8 protein-coding genes are annotated in these 23,154 nt (G+C 40.5%); 7 read left to right on the top strand and 1 reads right to left on the bottom strand.

Annotated elements, in window-relative coordinates; genetic code table 11:
• Positions 1-136: 136 nt before the first annotated feature.
• From IM496_RS14570 to IM496_RS14580, 3 genes are all read left to right on the top strand, one after another.
• Positions 137-331: a hypothetical protein gene (locus IM496_RS14570; RefSeq protein WP_106909880.1), complete on the top strand. Its 195-nt coding sequence runs from the start codon at positions 137-139 to the stop codon at positions 329-331.
• The gene (locus tag IM496_RS14575) at positions 310-561 is read left to right on the top strand and encodes a type II toxin-antitoxin system RelE family toxin (RefSeq protein WP_106909879.1); all 252 of its coding nucleotides are present in this window, start codon (positions 310-312) and stop codon (positions 559-561) included. Before IM496_RS14570 ends, IM496_RS14575 begins: the two co-directional genes overlap by 22 nt.
• Positions 562-985: 424 nt before the next feature.
• The gene (locus IM496_RS14580) at positions 986-1,645 is read left to right on the top strand and encodes a PEP-CTERM sorting domain-containing protein (RefSeq protein ID WP_287662350.1); all 660 of its coding nucleotides are present in this window, start codon (positions 986-988) and stop codon (positions 1,643-1,645) included.
• A gap of 502 nt (positions 1,646-2,147) precedes the next feature.
• Here the strand turns inward: IM496_RS14580 and IM496_RS14585 are convergent.
• Positions 2,148-4,163, bottom strand: coding sequence for a ribonuclease catalytic domain-containing protein (locus IM496_RS14585; RefSeq protein WP_287662352.1), 2,016 nt, complete (start codon positions 4,161-4,163; stop codon positions 2,148-2,150).
• Between the two features lie 543 nt (positions 4,164-4,706).
• On the opposite strand from IM496_RS14585, the gene IM496_RS14590 reads away from it, so the two are divergent.
• The 4 genes from IM496_RS14590 (at position 4,707) to IM496_RS14605 (ending at position 23,054) form a co-directional block, all read left to right on the top strand.
• Positions 4,707-12,383 (top strand): SpvB/TcaC N-terminal domain-containing protein, encoded by a 7,677-nt coding sequence (locus tag IM496_RS14590; protein ID WP_287662353.1) that lies wholly within the window; start codon positions 4,707-4,709, stop codon positions 12,381-12,383.
• A 236-nt stretch (positions 12,384-12,619) separates the two neighbouring features.
• Positions 12,620-13,069: an endonuclease domain-containing protein gene (locus tag IM496_RS14595; RefSeq protein WP_287662354.1), complete on the top strand. Its 450-nt coding sequence runs from the start codon at positions 12,620-12,622 to the stop codon at positions 13,067-13,069.
• 157 nt (positions 13,070-13,226) lie between these two features.
• The gene (locus IM496_RS14600; RefSeq protein WP_287662355.1) at positions 13,227-22,661 is read left to right on the top strand and encodes a Tc toxin subunit A-related protein; all 9,435 of its coding nucleotides are present in this window, start codon (positions 13,227-13,229) and stop codon (positions 22,659-22,661) included.
• A 57-nt stretch (positions 22,662-22,718) separates the two neighbouring features.
• Positions 22,719-23,054, top strand: a complete 336-nt coding sequence (locus IM496_RS14605) for a hypothetical protein (protein WP_287662358.1) — start codon at positions 22,719-22,721, stop codon at positions 23,052-23,054.
• The last annotated feature ends 100 nt before the right edge of the window (positions 23,055-23,154 follow it).

The raw sequence follows: 23,154 nt of genomic DNA on the forward strand, positions 1-23,154 counted from the left end.
GCCAAGCTTTTCTGGTCGGAACCCCCTAAGCCGAGTTTTCAAGGTGCTGCGCCGTCCACTTGGTTTTCGAGACTGGCCTTTTAATTCTAACGTAAAGCCAACCTAGAACGGCGGGGTTTCAGACCCAAAATTTCCGATGAACAACCAAAGTGCTGTAGATATTGAGCAATTCCTAGAGTATTTAGAAACTTCTGAGACGGCTGATGACGTGCTTCCCGAAGAAATTGAAGCGGCAGAGAAAGCCTATCAGGAGTATCTAGAAGGGCGCGATCCTGGCAAATCCTTAGTTAAGTTAAAGGCTGAATTAGGATGTGGCGTTACATCATCTTAAAACCAGCCGAGCGTTACCTAAAACGGTTACAGCCTCGTAGCCAAGAGCCTATCTTAAATGAACTGGATCAATTGCTGGTTAGTCCTACTCAGACAGATTTCAAAAAACTTAAAGGACGTGAGGGTTATCGTCTGCGAGTTGGTAATTATCGGGTATTAATGCAAGTCAATCGAGAAGAACGGCTTTTCATTATCACTGAGATCGGTTCTCGTGGTGATATTTATAAATAATACCGAATCCGACATACTGCGCCACAATACCTCACGGAAGACGATAGTTCGCTTGAGAAGGAGAAAAACGGGGGAAACTAATTGAGATTCCTTCCTTTGGGAGTCGTTGCTAGGGAGAGAAATATAAAGATTTATTAAATTGTAGCTTTTGATACTTTATCGGGGGGGGGAGCGTGTATAGTTCTGTTGTCCGTCTTTGTTGTTGGGTTGGGCTGTTGTTTGACCTGAGATATTAAGAGAGGGGCGATCGCACCTTGTCAAGTGTAAGCTAAACGGCTTTTACTTCGGATCACTGATATAGACTCCAAAAGGGTTATAGCTATTGGATCATGCAGGTTAAATGCCGTTTAGCTTAGCTTGATGTTAGGTCTGATACAGTTAGACTCAAGCCGTAATTTTGTATTAGGAATCAGGATAGGTAGAAATGAAAACTTTCGGTAATTTTTTTGTTGCAGCTTCGATTTTAACTTTTTCATTGTCTGTTAGTGCAGTTAATGCCATTACTTGGAAAAATGTTTCTTACAAAGAAACAAAGAGTAATTTTAAATGGGTATTTGATTGGGATGGACTGCTAGGTGGTCCAGAAAATTCAATTAGCCCACCCAGTAATATTTTCTGGTCACCACTTGAGTTTAAAATTTTTGATTCTCCTAACGATGCTGGTGCCATCATTGACAATTATAAAGTAACTTTTCAGCATGCAGAGGGTCCTCACAGTGAAGATATAAATCCAGGAACAAAATTTGAATTCGATTTTGGGGGTGCTAAGGTAGCAGATCTATTGGGAGGAAGTGGAGATTTACTTGGTCCTGGCGGTACCATAGTAGACCATTTTATTGGTAAAGGGGGAAAAGTTACAGGCTTTCACACTGACACCTATCAACTAAGCTATAAAACTATAGTAGGTGCAGGTGGACTAAATAAAAACCAAGGCTTGAGATTTACAGCAACAGGGGTACATACACCTGAGCCAGGTTCAATACTAGGTTTGTTAGGATTAGGCACCCTCGGCGCAGCTTCAACCATCAAACGCAAACTAAAACCATCCAAATCCTCAGAAAAGGAAACCACGCAAGTCTCCTAGAAACCATCAATAAAAAACTTGCGATCGCGCCTTCATTCACTCTCTTGAAGGGGTTTATTTTTACCATCTTTTTTAACCTTAAAAAAATCTCAGTGACCTTAGAAAAGGGTGAGAAACTCGGCTGAATTGATAATTGCAATCCCTTGATAAGTATCGATAATTAAAAAATCACCTTTTGGCTCTTCGGGACTTGTTATGGTTCGATAGGGGGGCATAAATAGACTAAATCCTTATCTGGCAAGAGATTTAATTGATTAGTTCCCTCTAGATCGAAAACAATTGATAAAAATCGCCAAATGCCTTTCTCTATAAGAGTTTCATCCCTTATAACCTCCGTCCATTGCATAACACAAACCGAAGAACCTTATTTAGGGTTTGCGGCAAAAAGCTTTTCGGTGGGGGCAGGGTGTGGGGGAGTGGAGCATTTGGCTGAAATTTCCCTAAACCCCGTAAATCCCTATCACCCTATCTCCCGACTCCTGAATACTGACTCCCCGAGAGATTAACTTGCTTGGGAGGAGACAAAACCCGATAACTCGCGAAAACGGATCTCATCGCGGTGGGGATCAGAGCGACTAACTTGCACTTGAAAGCGATCGCCTAAAGATACCGAGCGCTCAAAACGATGGGGTAATTCTAACCCCAATTCCTCCAATAAAATCAAGCCTAAATTTTCTTCTTCCCGCAGCCAGCGCAACACCAAAGCTTGCCAGACTTGATCTCCCTGTCGTCGCAAAAATTCCAAACTCCAATAACGATTAGTTTGTCGTTCCACCGAGGTGGCTTCTTGGGCCGAACTAGCGACACTATAGAGAATTTCCTGCATTCTATCCCGGGTAAAAGGCAGTTGATCGCCCCGGAGATGGGCTTTTAGTTGAAAATGGGTCAAAAGGTCAGTATAACGGCGAATTGGCGAAGTTACTTGGGAATAGGTATTCAATCCCAGACTAGCATGACGGTTAGGAATCGTCGTCATCTCACTGCGCGGCATACAGCGACGCAAGGCACAGGAACGCACAGGGCCGGCGGGTAGTAAAATTAACTCCTCATCGGGGGGTAATTCCGGTTGTGGTTGTCCGCGGAAAGGCACCGGGATCTCGTGTTCCTGACAGTAGCGACCGGCGATTTCTCCAGCTAAAATCATCATTTCCGCCACTAATTGCCGAGATGGGGAAACTTCCTGCAATTCTACGATAATTTCGTCGTTAGCCTTCACCTTAATGGATGATTCTGGCATTTGGATGTTAATCGATCCCTGAGATTTGCGCCATGCGTGGCGTTGTTTGGCCCAACGGTTGAGAATCTTCACTTCCGGTTCATGCTGCAGATCCAGATGTAACATTTCGTCCACATCTTCGTAGGTGAGGCGATAGGTGGGTTTAATTGTACTAGGATGGATCCGATAATCGGCGATCGCCCCCGTTTCATCAAGGATTACCCCAAAACTCAACGCGGGACAAAGTTTACCCTGTACCAAACTCATTGGACCGGCGGCCAACTCTAGGGGAAACATGGGAACCATTCCCGTGGGAAGATAGAGACTGGTACTGCGACGACGTGCTTCTAGGTCTAATTCATCATCGGGAAGCACTAAACGGCTAGGATCGGCAATATGAATCCAGAGACGATGACCACCATCCGCGAGCATTTCTACCGATAATCCGTCATCGATTTCCTCGGTACTTTCATCGTCGATGGTATAAATTTTTTGGTGGGTTAAATCGAGACGATTGTTGACATCCGCATCCGCAGGGGGATTGAGTAAATTAAGACGCGTCACATCAAGTACCTTTTTCGAGAATTGAACAGGGTAGGAACTGCGTCGCAGGAAAAGGTTTTCGTGACTACTCCACCATTTCAAATCGACTAACAATTCAAAAGCAGCCTCGGGGGTTTGGGAACGGCCCAGCAGCGAGAGTATGTCCATGGCTGCTGGATATTTTTGTTCGGGTTGGAGGATAAATTTTTCTAGAGATTCCAGACGAATTCGATCGCTTTCTGACCATTCTACCGTTTCACCAGCCAGGGCCTGTTGGAGACGTTGGAGAAATTGGCCTTTTTCCCGTTGACGCTGTTGTTCCACCTCTAGCTGGTGTTTGATTTCCTCTACCTGATTTTCCGAGCGGGCCTCGTAACCATCCCCTTTATTTTTAAAATAAACTTTATCATCACTCAAGAGACAATGGGCCGCATAGCAAAACTGGGGACTGCGATCGGAAAAGAGGATATCGGCCATGGTTTCGGGAGTGACTAACTGATTTTCCCCGGCTAATAATTCCCAGGCCACTTCTAAACCACTAGGATCTAGATAGGGTTGGACTTCCCGCAGAAAATTGCCAATCTCTTTATAGTTGGACGGACCTGCTTTGATAATGTAATCGAAGCGTTGGGGACGCAGTTTATGCGGGTTTCCCCCTTGATCGATGACGATCCAATCTTTTTTACCTTCTGGGCGATCGATCACCCCTAAGCGCCTTTCTCCTTGCACCCGAAATTCTACCAGCGTTCCCTTTTCCACTGCTTCCCCTTACTGCCTATCTATTTTGTCTATTTCCTATCATCCTCGATCGATTACTCGATCGGCAAGAGGAACCATAAGAACCATAAGGCTACTGTGCCAAGGAAACGTATAACCCACATTCCGCACCCTAAAGTGTCACATTGAAAATTTTATCTAAATCGTCAAAACGATTGCCGGCTCTGAATTACAGGCTAATTTGTTTGCCCAGCAGATGCACAATTAGCCCTAAAAATCTGATAGCTCTGATACCAAATTATTGAGATAAACTCTCATTAAGCTGGCGATCTCTGACTAGAGTGTGACACTTCATAATTCTTAGTAATCGCTAAAAGTCTTACTATACAAGGGCTAGAGCAACTTTTGATTTCAACGACTAGGGTGCGGAATGTGGGGTATAAGCCAAGTGAGTCAAGAATGTGCTACGCTCCTGCCATAGATTTTGCAGATTAGTTCTATTTCTCGTAAAACCCCACTCTTGCCTACTTTTCAAGCTTTTTATCCTGTACTTAGACCCCTAACGGGATACTCCGGGTAAATCCTATGAAAAACAATGATATTACAGCCTCTCAAATATCTCTCCCCAAAGGGGGCGGAGCTATTCAAGGAATTGGAGAAAAGTTTTTAGCTAATGAATTTACAGGGACTTCCAGCCTTTCTCTTCCTATTTTTACCTCTGCTTGCCGGAACTTTGAACCTCAGTTAACCGCAGAATACAGTTCAGGATCGGGCAACGGAGTTTTCGGTTTAGGGTGGAGTATTTCTATTCCTAATATTTCTCGCAAAACCTCAAAAGGAATCCCTCAATATCAGGAATCAGATACTTTTGTGATCTCCAATGCAGAGGATTTAGTTCCTGTAATTGATAGTAATAGAACTGAAACTATCAATGATGTTAAATACCAAGTTATGGCCTATCGTCCTCGTCTAGAAGGATTGTTTGCTCAAATTGAACAGTGGGTTGAAGAGCAAAACGGGGATTCTTATTGGCGTGTGATAGATACTAACAATGTAACTAGCATTTTTGGTAAAACTGAGAATGCTAGAATTATTGACCCTGAGAAGCCTGAGCGTATTTTTCAGTGGTTGTTACAAGAAACTTTTGATGCTAAAGGAAATTATATTATCTATGAATACAAGTCAGAAAATACTGACAATGTCGCAAATACTATATCTGAATTAAATCATACTCAAACAAGCAATAAATATATTAAAACTATAAAATACGGAAATATACTACCGTTTCAAGAAGAACAAGCGACTCAACAAAAATGGCTTTTTGCGGTAGTTTTTGACTATGGAGAATACAAAATTGATAACCCCTACACACCCGTACAAACATGGACAAAACGTCAAGACTCTTTTTCCACACATCACGCGGGTTTTGAGATTCGTACTCACCGCTTATGTCAGCGAATTTTGCTGTTTCATCACTTTAGTGAATTAGATTCTCAGCCGGTTCTTGTTCATGCTACACGCTTTTATTATCAAGAATCACCGACTGTAACTTTATTGACAAAAGTTGAATCTATCGGTTATCGCTATGAAAACAAACAATATAAAATAAAAAGTTTACCACCTTTAGAGTTTCAATACACAGCATTTGAGCCAAATAAAGCACAATTTGAGCCGATGGTGGGAGAAAAAGGAGAGTTTTTACCCGGTCTGAATTTTCCGCCAGATTACCAATTAATTGATTTATATGGTGAAGGAGTTCCTGGAATCCTTTACAGCGATGGACAAACAACCCTTTATCGAGAACCCCTAACAGAGGATAATGGGAAAGAAACAGTAACAGTTAAATACGCTCATCCCAATACACTTTTAAGTTTACCTATTCAAGGACAAAGCAAGGGAATTAACCCACAGTTGATGGATATCACAGGGGATGGACACCTGGCGCTTGTTGTCAGACAAGGAGGAACTACGGGATATTATGAAGTTAATCCTGATAGAAGTTGGCAAAATCATCAAACTTTTCCTGCTTTCCCCACAGATTTCTACAACTCGGATAATTATCTAGTAGATGTAACAGGGGATGGCTTGGCAGATCTTTTATTGGTAGAAAATGATAACATTTGGGTTTATCCATCTCTGGGAAAAAATGGCTTTGCTCAACCCATCATTAAAAAACGGGAAAATGGACTTCCTTTCCCGAAACGAGGAGCTAAAAATCAACTCTTGCAGTTTGCTGATATATTTGGTACAGGGATACAACATTTAGTCCGAGTTACTAATGGTAAGGTTGAATGTTGGCCAAATTTGGGTTATGGACGATTTGGTAAACCAATATTACTGGAAAATGCTCCTTCTTTTGGTGAAGATTTAGATGCTTCTCGCCTATTTTTGGCGGATATTGATGGCTCGGGTACAACTGATTTAATTTATGTTTATCCCGAACGAATAGAAGTCTATTTCAATCAAAGTGGTAATAGTTTTAGTGATCCTTTAGTGGTTCATCTTCCGAGTAAATGGGACCTATTGAATCAAATCGAATTTGCTGATGTTCATGGGAATGGGACAACTTGCTTAATTTTTAGCGAAAACCATCCTCAACCCCGTCACTGGTGTTATGATTTTAGTCACCAACAAAAGCCTTACTTATTAAATGAAACTAACAATAATCTTGGCGCAAAATCTACTATTATTTACTGTAGTTCAACGAAATTTTATCTAGCGGATAAACAACGAAGAATACCTTGGATTGTCAATTTACCTTTCCCCGTACAGGTGGTAGAGAAAACTGAAATTATTGACGAAGTTTCTAATAGTAAATTGGTTAGTATTTACAGCTACCATCACGGTTTTTATGATGGAAGTGAGCGAGAATTTCGGGGGTTTGGCTGGGTAGAGCGCCAAGATGCGGAGATTTTGACAAGTGATTCTCAACCGACTGATGTACCACCTATTTTAACTAAAACTTGGTATCATACTGGTGCTTGGAAACGACAGGAAATGCTGTCACAGCAATATCAAAAAGAGTATTTTCAGGGGGATACTCAAGCATACCTCTTACCTGATAGTGTATTTGATGATCTGCCAACGGATGGGGAAGATTTGCGGGAGGTACATCGAGCCTTGAAGGGGATGGTATTGCGCGAGGAAGTTTATAGTTTAGATAAGTCATCTTTGGCAAATAACCCTTACATGGTTACTGAAACTAATTACTGGGTTAAGCGACTACAACCGAAAGGAACAAATGAATATGGTGTATATTTTGTTCATCCCAGAGAAACCCTCACTTATCACTATGAAAGGAATCCCCAAGATCCGCGCATTCAACATGATTTTGTTTTAGAGATTACTCCCGTTGGTAATGTTAAGAAGGCTTGTAGTGTTTATTATGGCAGACGGAACAGTACAGATACTAATCTTAGAATTTATCCTGAACAAAGTGAACTGAAAGCTACTGTTACTTTAAGCGAATTTATCGAGAAAACAGGAGATTTGAGGTTAATCGGTGTTACCTATCAACAAAAAACTTTAGAAATTAATGGTTTAAGTTTACTAGGGAAGCCATATTTCAGTTTTGCTGAGATGGAAAGACAAGTCAATACAGCTTTGAGTCAACAGATAGCTTATGGTGTCGAATTTGGCGGTAATCAGTTACAATCTCGCCTTATTTCCTGGGATGAGTCTTATTTCTGGAATCAGCAGCAAGATGAGTTTCTACCTCTGGGAGAAATAACGGATAAAGCTTTACTCCACCATCATCAACATACTGTATTTTCTCCTGAATGGTTACAAACGGTTTATGGAGATAAATTAAATCAAGATTTGATAGTTAGTCAGCACGGAGGCTATTTTCAGGATAGAGACTACTGGTGGAATAAAGGACTGGTACAACATTATTTTAACGCGGAGCAACCGGAAAGATTTTACCTTCCTTACCAAACTAAAAATGATTTTGCAGAAAACCCTCAACATTCACAAATAGAAGGGTTAAAGGTAAAAACGGTTATCGGTTATGATTCCTATTATCTCTTACCTGTCCAGATTGAAAGCTATATCACGGACACGGAAAAGAATGTTATTACAGCAGAAATTGATTATCATACCCTCTCCCCTTGGCAAATAACAGATGAAAATGGGGTAATTCATCAGGTTTTACTTGATCCTTTAGCAATGGTAATCGCAACCTCAATTTTTAAAGAGGCGAAAAATGGTTATCCGAGACAGGGAGATGGGGATATAAAGAATTTTATCCGTAAAGATGCTACGTTTGAGCAGATTATCCCTAATAATGGTCTTGATGAGGAGGTATTAGGGAGTTATCTACAAGAAGCGACGACCTTCTTTTATTATGATCTGTTTGCCTGGCAAGAGCGTCAGCAACCGGCAAGTTATATCAGTCTAGCACGGCCAACTCATGTTAGTGATCTGCAAGCGGGCAATCACTCTGTGATTCAAGTTAAGGTAGGGTATTCGGATGGTTTTGGCCGAGAAATTGAGTCTAAGTTAGCGGTTGAAGGGGGAGAGGCGATTTTAAGAGATGGTAACGGTAATTTACAGCGAAATGACAATAATCAGCCAGTAAGAGGACAAGTTGCAGTCCGTTGGTTGGTTTCGGGACATACGGTTTATAATAATAAGGGGAAACCGGCTAAACAGTATTTACCCTATTTTTCTAATACTGCTCACTACGAAACGCAAGGGGAAATTATCACGGAAAAATTAGTTCCCCCTCCGACGGTTATTTATTATGATCCCTTATTAAGGGAAATAAAAGTCGAAACCCCTAAAGGTTTTTGCTTCCAAGAAAAGACTGCTAATAGTGAGATTCCTTTCTCTTTAAAAAGCTATGAAATTGCACCAGAAAAGGGAGGTTTCATAAAGGTAGAATTTACCCCTTGGGAAAGTAAGCATTATGACTTTAATGATACGGTTAAGGAGTCAGCTTATTATCAAGCATTTTTGCTCTATTATCAGGAATTTATCAACAATTATCCTGTTAATCCTAGCAAAGAGCAACAGGCTGAAAAAGATGCACTTGATAATGAAATGAATGCGCTCAATAAGGCGGCGGTGTTTTATAATACGCCAAGTGTAGCGGTTTTAGATAGTTTAGGCAATACTTTTTTGAGTATTGAGAATAATTTAGGTGCAGTTGCTAAAGATACGTTTAAGGATATTGTCAATAGTACGGTAACATCTGAAAATGTCTGGAATTTATTGATTGAAAAAGGATATTTATTAGGGGATCAAGTAGATACTAATATAGCTTATGTTACGGTTAAGTTTAATCCTTATTGTCAGGGATTTAAGGAGCAGTTTATTAATGATTTATCTGAGTCCTTTAAACCGTTGGGAGAGCAAATTTTAAATCTTTTAAGACAAAATTGCTTGACATCTTATAATCTTTATGATACACAAGGTCGATTAATAGAGTCTATAGATCCGCGTCTTTATTATGCTAATGTTACTGATATTAGTGGGGAGACAAATTATTATAATTTTAAATATCAGTATCCCATGGGAGATGATGGTAAAAGTCCGAGTTTGACTAATAGTGTAGATGCGGGAACTAATCTCAGTTTAAATAATATTTTGGGTAGTTTTTTATGGAACAGAAGTCCCAGAAAGTTTGACCAAGTTATTGTGTATGATGGTTTACAAAGAAAAACTGAAATCCATGTGAAAGGGTTTAAACTTGATGGAACTCTTGTTACTGATAATGTAGTAGAAACCTTTATTTATGGGGAAAGTCAACCAGATGCAGAGGTGAATAATTTACGCGGAAAAGTTTATAAGCATCAAGATCAATCGGGGCAAATTGTCAATAGTAACTATAATATATCGGGTCAATTATTGGTAACTTCCCGTCAGTTTACACTAGGATACAAGGATTATATTAATTGGGAGCCAACGGTTAATACTGTTGAGTTAGAAAAGGATAATAATGGCAATCCTAAGTTATATATAACCCAATATTCTTTTAATGCGTTACAACAGTTAATCTCGGAAACGACTCCTGATGATTCGGTGACGACTAATATTTACAACCGCGAGGGTTTATTAGACCAAGTTTCGGTTAAATTTAAGGATGGTACGGTGCAAAATGTTATTAGTCAGATTACCTATGATGCTAACCGACAAAGGACTAAGGTTATTTATGGGAATGGGGTTAATACGAGTTATTGTTATGAGGATACAACGTTACATTTAATTAAGCTTTATAGTACCAGACCCGGGAAAGATGCTCAGGGAAATGATCGCAAAACGGTGATACAAGATGTTAGTTATGTTTATGATCTGGTGGGGAATATCACCCGCAGTTATGACCACAGCAATGAGACGGTTTTCTATAATAATCAAAGGGTAGAACCCCTGTCTGATTATACTTATGACGCGCTTTATCGGTTGATTAAGTCTAATGGTCGTCAACATCCGGGAATTAATGTTAATACTGACCGTAATAATGAGAAGGATGGGGATTTTAAACAAAGTAAGTATGTTCCTCTAAGTGATAGTAATGCTCTGGAAAATTATCAAGAGAGTTATGGTTATGATGAGGCAGGAAATTTGATTAAAACGAGTCATATTGCCTCTAATCGTTGGACTCGTACTCATGAAATTATGCCGAGTTGTAATCGTTTAAAAATGGTTAAGTCAGGGAATGGGGTTAATGATAGTTATGATGTGAGTTATGATGATTCGGGCAATATGAAGCAGTTAAATGTTAATAGTAATGTTAATTTAACTTGGAATTGTTGTGAGAATTTGGTTAAGGTTCTGTTTATATCTCGTCCAGGGGGAAAGGATGATTGTGATTATTATACTTATGATAGTAATGAGATGAGAACCCGCAAGGTGTCGGAAAGGTTGGGGAATGGTGGGGAAATTGTTTGGAAGGATGAGAAGCGGTATTTGGGAAGTTATGAGGAAAAATATGTGAGAAATGAGACGGATAACGGTGAGCAAACGGTTTTGATTCGTCAGTCTTTAAGGGTGATGGATGGTCAAAGTTGTGTGGCAATTATTCATTTTTGGCAACAGGATGATACTAAACGGGAAGTTGAGCAGATAGGAACCAGAAGTGTGCGTTTTCAATTGGGTAATCATCTGGGTTCGGTGGCTTTGGAAGTGGATAAGGATGCCGATATTATTAGTTATGAGGAGTATTTTCCTTATGGGGGTACTGCTTTGATAGCGGGGCGAAATCAACGGGAGGTGAAGGTTAAGGAGTATCGTTATAGTGGTAAGGAACGTGATGATAGTACGGGACTTTATTATTATGGGGCGCGGTATTATGCGCCTTGGTTGGGACGGTGGATTAGCGCTGATCCGGCGGGTACGGTGGATGGGTTGAATTTGTACGGTTTTGTGGGGGGGAATCCTATAAATTATCACGATAAACATGGGGAAAGAAAACGATCAGCGCATGATGCCTTCGAAATTCAAAATGCTCAAGGACTAGGTGACACAGGTGCTAACAAACGACGGAGAGTATATGCTCGAAGGTCTTCTACGGTGCCTGGAACTCATACGTCTGTAGCAACAGAAGTCATGTCTACAGCAGTTGCCCATGTTGTGTCAAGCGGTCCTTTTCAGGGGCACCAAGTGATGGATGCGTTTCATGGAACAGGGACTAGGCCTTCCATGAACTATCTCGTTCCCCCTGGCTCCGTTGTAATGGATACTCTAGTACCTCCTGCGGATATTCTAGTTTATTTGAAGACTCAGGGAATTCCCCAAAATGTAACTACTATTAAGGGCATACATGGTTCAAAATCATCCTCTAGTAGTCTTAGGAACCCGGTTCAGGTGCCAGGTCCCCCAGGTGTTTTCCAATATGGTATCCATAGTCGCAGTGGAGGAAGTGTTCGTGCAAGACAAGCACTTGTAGCACAAGCTTATGCATTGCTTGACTTACATCCAGGACACGCTATGCACCTTTCAGGTGATCTAAACCAAACAGCCACTGATGTCCATAACTTGATACAAGCCATTGAACTAGCCGTTCCTGCTAGAGCTGGACAGTTAAGAGTAATAGCTCCAAACAATAATACGCATATTACTCGGGCTACAGGAGTTATGAGGCGATTGGATTTTACAATTACGAATATCCACCCTTTTGATATAGATGTGAAGGCTGACCAACCAAGTGGGCGACCTGGAACTTCAGATCATGGAAGGTTAAGAGTCACTCTTGCACAAAATCCTAGAGTCGGAGCAATGGGCGGCCTATCCTGCATTATTCACCAACTGGCAAAAACCTGATTGTGAGGACATCTCAAAAAACAGACTGTTTTTCAGTCAGATCGCTAGATGAACTTCTTGCCAAGGCTTTCGAGGATTTTCCAAAGTCTTCATGAATAATGCAGGCTATGGCCTGGTCCATTGCCTGAACCACTTTAGTGCGATCGCCTGATCTTGTGGGGTCGGTTGAAGAACGAAACCCAACCCACCCCCAACCCCTCCCAGGAGGGGAGCTAACCATTAACACCTGAAAACTTATGCCGCTAAAAATCATTCCCTATAATCCCATTTTAAAAGAAAGAGCCAGACAACTTCGCCAAAATATGACCCCCGGTGAAGTCAGGCTCTGGCAACATCTAAAAGGTAAACAAATGTGTGGCTATGACTTCGATCGCCAGCGTCCCATTGATCAATTTATTGTTGACTTTTATTGTAAAAGGCTGATGTTAGCGATTGAAATTGATGGTTCTTCCCATGATAGTCAAGAGAGGCAACACCGGGATGGAGAAAGACAAGCGCGTTTAGAATCTTTGGGTGTGCGATTTTTGCGCTTTCGTGAGGAGGAGGTTTGTCGGGAAATTGAAGGAGTATTGAGGGTAATTGAGGAGTGGATCAAAACCCACCCCGAACCATTCCCCTCCAATTCCCCTCCTGGGAGGTCCAATTCCCCTCCTGGGAAGTCCAATTCCCCTCCTGGGAGGGGTTAGGGGTGGGTCAAATGTCAATGATCGACTATCATTTATTGAAGCGCGATCGCCTAATCTTGTAGGTTAGGTTGAAAAAGGAAACCCAATCTATCCCAGGAGGGGAGTTAACCCACCCCCAGCCCCTCCCAGGAGGGGAGTTAAAGCGAGGTAATTAACAATGTCAACGATTAAAATTACAGATTCCAATCTCGATTCTTTCTACAGTCAAAATCCTGATTTTGACATTCTTAATTTTGATTTTTATAACCCATCAGAATTAAAGCAATTAAAAAGCAAATTACAAAATGTTGCAGTTGCTCTAGCCAACCGAGAAAATAATGAAGATGTAGAAGAAAAAATTACCTTACTAAAAGCCCATCAGCGTGTACTCCGCATTAATCCAAGCCCGAATATTGCCAAAATTCTTTTAGACAATGGCATAGACTCAGCACACAAAATTACTGCCATGAGTCAGTCACAATTTATTAAAGAATGTGGAGAAAAATTGGGAGAAGATGGGTTGAAAAAAGCCAAACAAACTTACCTAGCTGCCACTAATATTAAATCTCAAATCATGCACCTCTACGCTAATGTAGCAAGCTTAGTAGGTTCGCGTCATTTCAGATCCATGAACGTAAATCATGTATCAGAGAATATTCTTACCTATTTTGAATCTCTTTCCAGCTATCAAGAGATTTTCGGCAGTCTAAACTATTGCGAATGCTCTGAGTGTAAGTCTATTTTCGGTCCTGCTGCCTATTTAGTCGATCTTCTCAGAATTATTGATAAGGCGATTACAGTACCTAATACCACCAAAGTCAAACCAGAAGATAACATTTCTGATGGACTCAAATTATTTGATCGCCGTCCTGATTTGGCAAAAATTCAACTAACCTGTGCCAATACAAACAATACTGTTCCTTATTTACAGATCGTTAATCAGATTTTAGAGCAAACTGTAGGTAATATCTTTCAAAAGGAGGGCAAGCTTCTCAATAATAATGTGTTTCTTACCCTAGCTCAGACTTACTATCCTTTTAATCTGCCCTTTAACCTACCCCTTCAACAGATCTATACTTATTTAAACAATCAAAAAATTGATTTATCTGACATCTATCAAGCCTTAAATCCAACAGATTTTTCGATCCACGAATATTTAGGCTTATCTGTTGAACAATATAACAATCTAAAACCGACAAACGATCCAAATAAGTTACCCGATATAGTTTCTAAAAATTATGGATTGACTATTACTTCAAGCGATCTAGCGGGACTGGAGCGTTTAGACAAAGATACCGAAAAAACCGGAGAACAACCCAAACCTAATTTTATAGCGCAAACCAGACTTTCCCGACAGCAAGTTGAATCCTTGTTTTCTCAAAATCTCAGTGTTCAAGAACTCTTTGATGTATCTGGGAAATACAATCTTAGTGGTAAAGGGAAGGAATTCACCTTGAAACAAGTTGGCGATCGCGTTACGGGTAACTACAATCCTAACAACGGTGAGTTGCAAGGAACACTGAAGCGCGATCAGTCTAGCAACCGGTGGATATTGAATGGACATTGGCAAGAAGGAACAAAACAGCCACCTAATGATGCTGGTCGTTTTAAGTTTACCTTTGACCTAAATGGATCAGGGTTTACTGGTCAGTGGAGTAAAGGCTATGGGGGAAATTGGGAAGCAAATGCCTGGAATGGAACTAGAGATGACTCTACACCAGCGATAGGCGGTATTATTCCCCATCACTTTTTTATTAACAAGGTACTTGCTGATCAGCAATACCTGAACATTAGTATTAATACAAGCGATCCGAACAATCAATACGAGCAAATTAACAATCTATCCCTTGCGAGGCTCGACGTTATTAATCGGTTTGTACGTTTGGCACAAGCATTAGGCTGGTCTTACAGCGACTTAGACTGGATTCTCACCTCTCTAAGAGCAACTGAGATTGATGATACCACCCTCAGTAACCTAGCAAAAATAAAAAAATTGAGTGATAAATACAATTTCTCTCTAGAGCCTTTAACTGCCCTTTGGTTTGACATCAAGAAGATTGGCATTGGGAATGGTGAGTATTCTGAAGCACCTTTTGATGTAATTTTCAACAATCCTGATCTCATAAAAAACAGTGCCTACAACTCAATCTATCATCCTCAGATAGAGACGGCAACTACAAGTTATGTCAATCCACTTTATCAAGATAAAGATAAAGATGTATTAGATTGGATCATTAGTAACACTAAATTCGAGCAATTTAAAAAGGAGAAACTGCAAGCTAATCAGTTAGGTGATATTCCCTCAGATATAACTTTGGAAAGAGCAAATGTTATCGTAGCGAGCATCCCCGCGTCCGGTGATGATATTAAAACTGTTGCGATCGCAGCTTTTGGAGAGTTAGCCAGTATTAAACTCAGCGTACCCAACCTCTCGCTTCTCTATCGGCATACAATGCTACCAAAACAGTTGGGGATGCTAGTGCCTGAATATGTTATGCTACTTCACCTACTGGGAATGACGCAGAAGATCACAATTAGTGACAAAGAAGTTATCGTAATCAAGTCGATTCTGACTCCAGATGAGGTGCTCAGCGTCGCAGAATCCGTTGACTGGATCAGAGATTCAGGGCTAACCATCTACGATATTGACTACATTTGCAACAAAACTCCTAACGACCAAACTCCTAGTGTATATGTCAATACAGGGTACGATGCCAAAAATATCTTAGTTTTCTTAAAGTCTTTACAACCACTCATCAATACTTCCTTGCTGCAAAAGGATGATTTTGTCTCCAAGGAAATTACACAAGCAGCCTCCGAAGCCTATTACGAAATTCTTCTCCAGCAAGGCTTCATCAATAATCTTGGTCTGATTGTTAAGACGATAACCGAGATGGAGAAGCTAAACTTTTCTATTGTCTCCCAAATTGCTCCAGAAATTGCTAACCCTAACGCAGATCAAATCAACTATATATGCTCTAAAGTTATCAAACAACAGCAAGAACAATCAGAGCATTTTGCTGAACAGTTAGGCTCTTTCTTTGGAGTCAAAGGCGAATTGATGGCAGTTTTGATTGATGGAGTCAAAAATTGGCTAACTAAATCTAACCTTCTGGCTGATTTTTTGTGGACAGTATTGTTCGATATTATTGCTAGTGATGTTTTGATGGGTGAAGCAGTTGATGGGACGAAATTGCAGACAGTTTTTAAAAATAATAAAATCGAACTTTCCTCAAATCTCCAGATAACACCACAGACAACCATTTGTTGGAAAATTACTGATGCAACGAACAATAGAAACTACTATGCTTATACAAAAACCTTCACGCAAATCGACTTTCATCAGGAAAATAACCAACAGATTCTGTTTAGCAGTGCCAGAGTCGATGTCATCAGTAATGGAGACTTAGATTTATCTAAGTTGCCAGCCCTATTCAAGAAAAATGGGAGCGATCTTTCAGCTAACCCTACGGTCGAAGTAATACAGAAGGCAAATACTTGGACAATCCAAGATGTCGATAATAACTGCATCTACTACGCTTATAAGAATACGACAGATCAGATCACCTTCTACAAACCGATTGAGACTGGCAAAGATGCAACAATCCCTGAGATAGTCACTACATTTTTGCGCTCAATTTCACAGTATTTTGTACTGCAACAGAAACTTGGGTTATCGATCGCAGAACTGTCAAGTGTCTTCCAATATCCCCAAACTTACGGTATCAACACCGACAATAAGCCTGTCAAGCTCGCGGTATCCAACGTCAGAGATATCTATTACTTGAAGAAATTGATTGTCGCTTTTGGCGATCGCAAAAACGCTCTGGTGAATTATTTCACCAAGGTTTTTGATAATAACCCGCCAGCGAACGATATGTTGATGACCCAACTGTATGCCATCACGGGCTGGAATCAAGAGCAATGCGGATATCTGTGTCAAAAACTTTTCTCCGCGCCTGGAACCTGTAAGACGGTTGAGGGAATATTTCAGCTAAAACAGGTTTTTGATATTGGTAACGTCTTGGGTGTGGATATCTACTTTCTAGAGAAACTCAGTCAAGTTGCCAGAGTAGAGATGACCAATGACAACTGGCAAACCTACACCAATCTAGCCCGCCAGCTATTGCAGTCTGTTAAAGCCAAAACCACCAGCGAGGCTTGGCCAACTACCTACAAACAGTTGAACGACCCCCTAGAAGAACAAAAACGGAATGCGTTGTTGAACCTAGCCATCTGGCAGTTAGGAAAACAATACAAAGATATTACAGATCCCCGAAAACTTTACGAATATTTACTCATTGATGTCGAGATGGGTGGCTGTGCAGAAATATCCTATATTAAGGAGGCGTTAAATGCAGCCCAGCTATACCTCCAACGCTGCCGACTCAACCTAGAGCGTAATGTCACGATCAGCACCGACGATCTTCCTAATGTCTGGTGGGAGTGGCTGATGAACTATCGCATCTGGGAAGCTAATCGGCAAATCTTTCTCTATCCCGAAAATTATATCGATCCAACCCTGCGAAAATCGAAAACATCTCTCTTCCGTGAACTGGAAAATACTTTATTGCAGGGAGAAGTGACCAAGGAAAAGGTGGAGGAGGCTTATACAACCTATCTGGACAAATTTGCCCAACTAGCAAAACTTAAATATGTTGATGCTTACCATGCTACTGTGCATAACAAGGAGAAAGGGGCGATCGATACCTTATTTCTATTTGCTCGTACTCAAGAAGAACCTTATAACTTTTACTACATTACAAGGGAACAATCTGCCAACTGTAATAACCAAGATGGTTATATTTGGTCAGAATGGCAGAAGATTGACATCACGATTAATGCTAAGGTCATTACTCCGGTCTACGCCTATAATAAGCTTTTCGTGTTCTGGGTAGAATTAACTCAAAAGAAAGAATCGGCAGGGGATAATAAGAAAAATATTATCACCAGTGCCACCATTAAATATTCTTTCTATAATTTCAGTGGTAAGTGGGTTCAACCCCAAACCTTGGTGAGCGATCGGGTTATTAGCGTTCAGTCTTCTGATGATATTTATGGTCCTTTCCGTCCAAGCCTTTTTGATCCAGAAGCCCTTTATTGGCATAAAGTAACAGCAATTACCCTCAACAAAGACAATTTTAAGAATGAATTCAAACCTACTAATCTGGGAGAAAAACTTTGCATTTATTATGGTCCTTTGATCGAGATCAACCAAGAAATTAGCCAGTATACTTTTACATCGGTTGATAAAAACGTTGATTTTCAACAAGACATTATAGAAGCTGTAGCTCAAGATAAATTAATGGTTTTGGCGAATCAAAAAGGATATTTTTTGGTGATTCCCGCTCTTACCGTTAATGATGAATTGGAACATTCTTTTTTACTGGATGATAATGAGCATTTAATTTTTGAACCCAATCCTCTCCCAACTGATAGACAAGATCCTACTTTCAGAATAGGTGTTGATAGAACAGTTAATTCTCTAGCAATTGAGGAATCAAGTCAATCGCTAATTGATGGTTATATTGATGAGATGGTTGGACAACGAGAAATTATCGTAAGCAGTGGAACTCCCATTTTGTTAGCTAATTTTCCCAAGCATAACGTTACAATTGTGCCTGTAAAAAATCAGCCTGGTTGGTTTTTACTGAATATCTCTAACGAATCTTTTTTGATAACTAGCAATGGCTTTCAGCAAAAAGACGATCAAAAACAACAAGTTACTTTTCAGAAAATTACAGAGGCTCTAGGAACTTATAAGCATTTTGGACATATTACTGCTGATGACTTCGAGTCTCCTGATATCATTGATGTTGGCATAGATAATGAGTCATCGAAAAAGTTTTTTGGATATTTGCAAACAGAGGGATTAATCGCTCAAAATGGAATCGTTGATATATCAGCCGTTGAAGATTATAAGATTCAGGATATTGCGCGGGTTATCATAGCTGGGGATGATCCCAAACGGTTAGATAAAGCTGAGTATGTCAGAAAGATTCTTCTTGCTTCTAATGCTTGCGTGGTGACAGAAACATCTTTCGTATCTGCTAATATTGATAATGAGTCATCGAAAAAGTTTTTTGGATATTTGCAAACAGAGGGATTGATCGCTCAAAATGGAATCGTTGATATATCAGCCGTTGAAGATTATAAGATTCAGGATATTGCGCGGGTTATCATAGCTGAGGATGATCCCAAACGGTTAGATAAAGCTGAATACGTCAGAAATATTCTTCTCTCTTCTGGTAAGACTACCTCATTAAACTATTTTAGTAGCAATTTCGGCATTGACAATAATATTCATACCTTAAATTTCAATGTAGAAAGGCTGACAACGGCTGCCATTCAAGAACTGAGTCATAAATTATTTACTGAAGGAATAGGTGAATTACTATCCCTTCGTTCCCAACAACCTCCTAACACAATCAAATTGCTTTTTGAGCGATTAAAACCCGGTTCTCAAGTAACGCCACCAGCCATACCTTGTGGCGAACAAGTTGACTTTGACGGACCTTATGGTAACTATTACTGGGAACTATTCTTTCATGGTCCAATGCTGGTAGCCAATATGTTGAACAATAATCAACAGTTCAGGGAAGCAGAGCAATGGCTTCAGTATATTTTTAACCCTACCGTTCCCCCACTCCCAACAATTACCAAGGATTCATTTAAAACTGACCACATTAGTTCATCAGAATCGGAACAAATTTACAATAAACTGAAAACTGCGAATCCTCTCTTAATCAATGATAAGGGTGAAGTTTTAGAGTCGGTATTGAGCTTGTCAATTGAATCCTTAATCAAAATTATTTCACTGAATGTTCTTCAGACTCAAGAGGTAAAAAATATACTGGTTAATTATTATTTAACCACTGCTACCGCACGTTACTGGCAGTTTTTGCCCTTCCGTAACCACACCTTGGAGTCATTAAAAGCACAACTACAGAATTGTGCCGAAATTGCCACGTATAATGACGACCCCTTTGATCCCCATGCTATTGCCAGACTTCGTATCGGAGCCTATGAAAAAGCCGTAGTGATGAAATATATCGACAATTTGCTGGAATGGGGAGACTCCGAATTTACAAAATACACTTGGGAATCCATTAATGCTGCTACCATGCTCTATATCTATGCCTACGATCTACTGGGGCCTAGACCACAAAATATGGGAGATAGTCAGAGTCAGTTCCCGGCAACTTTTCAAGATATTCAAGCTAAATATGCGGGAGAAAGTGGAGGAATTCCTCAATTTCTGATTGACTTAGAACATAAACTTGGAGTCACTCAAGATATCACAGTTATACAACCGTTAGCGGGGAAAGTTTTCAATGAGCTAGACACTTATTTCTGCGTTCCCGAAAACCAGCAATTTACAGCTTATTGGGACAAAGTAGAGGATCGACTCTACAAAATTCGCCATTGTCTCAATATCTTGGGGCAAAAGCAATCATTACCACTATTTGAAGCCCCTATTAGCCCAATGGCATTAGTCAAGGCAGCCGCAGCTAGTAACAATGTCTTGGATATAGCTACCCAGTTGCAGCCCCGTATCCCCAATTATCGCTTTAGCTATATGTTAGAGCGTGCTAAGAATATTACCAGTACAGTAATTCAATTAGGGACTTCTCTCCTTTCAACTCTTGAGAAAAACGATGCTGAAGCATTAGCTTTGCTGCGTTCTACCCATGAAGGGCAAATTCTCAAGATGATGACGATGATCAAGCAAAAACAAATTGAAGATTTGCAAGATCAGTTAGCAGCACTCACTCAAAATAAGCAAAGTGCTCAGTATCGACATGACTATTACCAAAACTTAATCCGTAATGGTCTTAACAGTGCTGAACAAGCCAACTTGGTTCTGATGGCAAGCGCATTGTATCCTCAATTGGTAGCCAATGGTATCAGGGGTGTTTCGATCGCCGGCTATTTATTACCTGATATTTTTGGTTTAGCTGATGGGGGGATGCAGTTTGGAGATGCTATTAATGCGGGAGCGCAAATTAGTGATAGTATTGCTTCAATGCTCAATCAGAGCGCGTCACTGGCGGCCATTGTAGGGCAAAATCAGCGCCGTCAAGAAGAGTGGGAGTTTCAACAACAACTCGCTCTATACGAAATTGATCAAATTGATTTGCAGATTGTCGCTACTAATGTTCGTATTGCTATCAGCCAACAGGAACTCTCAATTCATAATCAACAGATTGAACAATGGAATCAAGAAGAAGATTTTCTCAAACGCAAATTTACCAATCAAGACCTATACCAATGGGCGATCGCTCGGATTTCTACAATCTATTTCCAGACCTATAAACTGGCTTTGGATCTGGCATTAGCTGCTCAATCTGCCTATCAGTTCGAGTTGGATCGGGATGATGCTTATATCACTTTTAGCTATTGGGATAGTTTGTATAAAGGATTGTTAGCCGGGGAAGGATTAATGCTCTCGCTCACTCAATTGGAGAATGGCTATATCCAGAACAATACACGCCGTCTGGAAATCGAAAAAACTATCTCTTTGCGTCAAACCTTTCCTAAGGAGTTTATTCGCTTTAAATGGGGACAGGGTGAAGGGAAAAAAGGCGAACTCCAGTTCTCCCTAAGTCAAAAACTTTTTGATTTGGATTTCCCCAGTCACTACTGTCGTAAAATTAAATCAATTTCTATTTCCATCCCTGCTGTTATTGGTCCTTATCAAAATCTCAATGCAACCCTCACCCAGAACAGTAATACAGTGGTTCTCAAGCCTAGCCAAGATACGGTGAATTACCTGATTAAGAAAACTAACCCGCCACCGTTACCGAATACACTAAGGGAAAATTGGGTTCCGAATCAACAGATTGCCCTTTCCAGAGGAGTAGAGGATTCAGGGATGTTTGTTCTCGATTTCAGGGATGAGCGCTATTTACCCTTTGAAGAAACGGGTGCTATTTCTTCCTGGACTCTGAGCCTGCCACCAGAAACGAATCGCCTCAATTTTGACGATATTTCCGATATTATCGTTAAAGTGCAATATACCGCCAAAGACGGTGGTAGTGCATTTGGCGAGCAGGTCAAAAAGCTTTATCAAAATAGTACGGAGGATGACTATCAAAATCTAAACGCAAAATGCTTCGAGCTTAAACAGGCTTTTGCAGGCTCATGGGCACAGATGTTTGCTACCCCACCAATAGAAAACCAGCAGAAAATGGTTTTCCCGATTACGGATAACATTATTTTGCCCAATCTCAATAATGTTCAACTTCACACTGTCTTACTACAACTTAAAGTGTTGAAGGATGACAAAGAGGTAACTGTAAGCGGCGATTCCTTCGTTAGTTTGCAAGTTGTGCAAGTGGATGGAAAACCCTTTCAAGAGCCTTCAAATCCTGTTTGGCTACCTATCTCGAATAATTTCGGGGAACTTAGCTCTGACGGACTAAAAGACTTGATGACTCAGTTCAATAATATGGGTCAGAAAAAAGTTCACTCGATGCATTGGGGACTGGTCTTTAACCCAAACAATACCCCTCCTGATTTGCTGACAGATGGCAAGCTAGATCCTATGAAACTGTTGGATATTGCACTGGTGATAATTTACCAGACAGTTCCGTTTAGTTTTGGACGATAGCTTGTTCGTTCAACACTTTTGATTTAAGAATTCATTTACCAATAAGGAGAACTAACGATGGCTGGTTACAATCCAACGACCTGTTATAACAACCTAAAGGATCAAGGAAAACACCCTTGTCCTGGTGATGGGGGAACAGGGCTTTCATATCATTGTGGGAATCCCCCCCCAAAAACGGTTTGGTGGGATTTTTGTCACGAGAACGGAAAAGTTGATGAGAGGATGTATGCGCCTTACCCAGCTATAGAGGTTTATGACATTACTCAATGCCAAGATGAGGAATATGAGTCAAAATGCTATCCACCAAAAGACCCTAACATACCAGCTTTACCAGTTTTCCCTAGCCTAAAAGAGGCTAATACCATTTTTCAAAAAGTATGTCATACTTGGTAAAGGTATAGTTTGTGTGGTAAAAAGGCAATGAGTGGAGTCCCTAATATTAATGTTGCTGAGTCAGTAGAAGACTTAAAATCCTTGTTGAAGCAACAAGTAA

The sequence above is a fragment of the Microcystis sp. M049S2 genome (assembly GCF_020245625.1).
GTDB lineage: Bacteria > Cyanobacteriota > Cyanobacteriia > Cyanobacteriales > Microcystaceae > Microcystis > Microcystis ichthyoblabe_A.

What these genes read in the sequence shown, in the direction of transcription:
- IM496_RS14590 (WP_287662353.1), top strand. Translation starts at nt 4,707, where the DNA reads ATGAAAAACAATGATATTACAGCCTCTCAAATATCTCTCCCCAAAGGG.
- IM496_RS14575 (WP_106909879.1), top strand. Translation starts at nt 310, where the DNA reads ATGTGGCGTTACATCATCTTAAAACCAGCCGAGCGTTACCTAAAACGG.
- IM496_RS14605 (WP_287662358.1), top strand. Translation starts at nt 22,719, where the DNA reads ATGGCTGGTTACAATCCAACGACCTGTTATAACAACCTAAAGGATCAA.
- IM496_RS14595 (WP_287662354.1), top strand. Translation starts at nt 12,620, where the DNA reads ATGCCGCTAAAAATCATTCCCTATAATCCCATTTTAAAAGAAAGAGCC.
- IM496_RS14600 (WP_287662355.1), top strand. Translation starts at nt 13,227, where the DNA reads ATGTCAACGATTAAAATTACAGATTCCAATCTCGATTCTTTCTACAGT.
- IM496_RS14580 (WP_287662350.1), top strand. Translation starts at nt 986, where the DNA reads ATGAAAACTTTCGGTAATTTTTTTGTTGCAGCTTCGATTTTAACTTTT.
- IM496_RS14570 (WP_106909880.1), top strand. Translation starts at nt 137, where the DNA reads ATGAACAACCAAAGTGCTGTAGATATTGAGCAATTCCTAGAGTATTTA.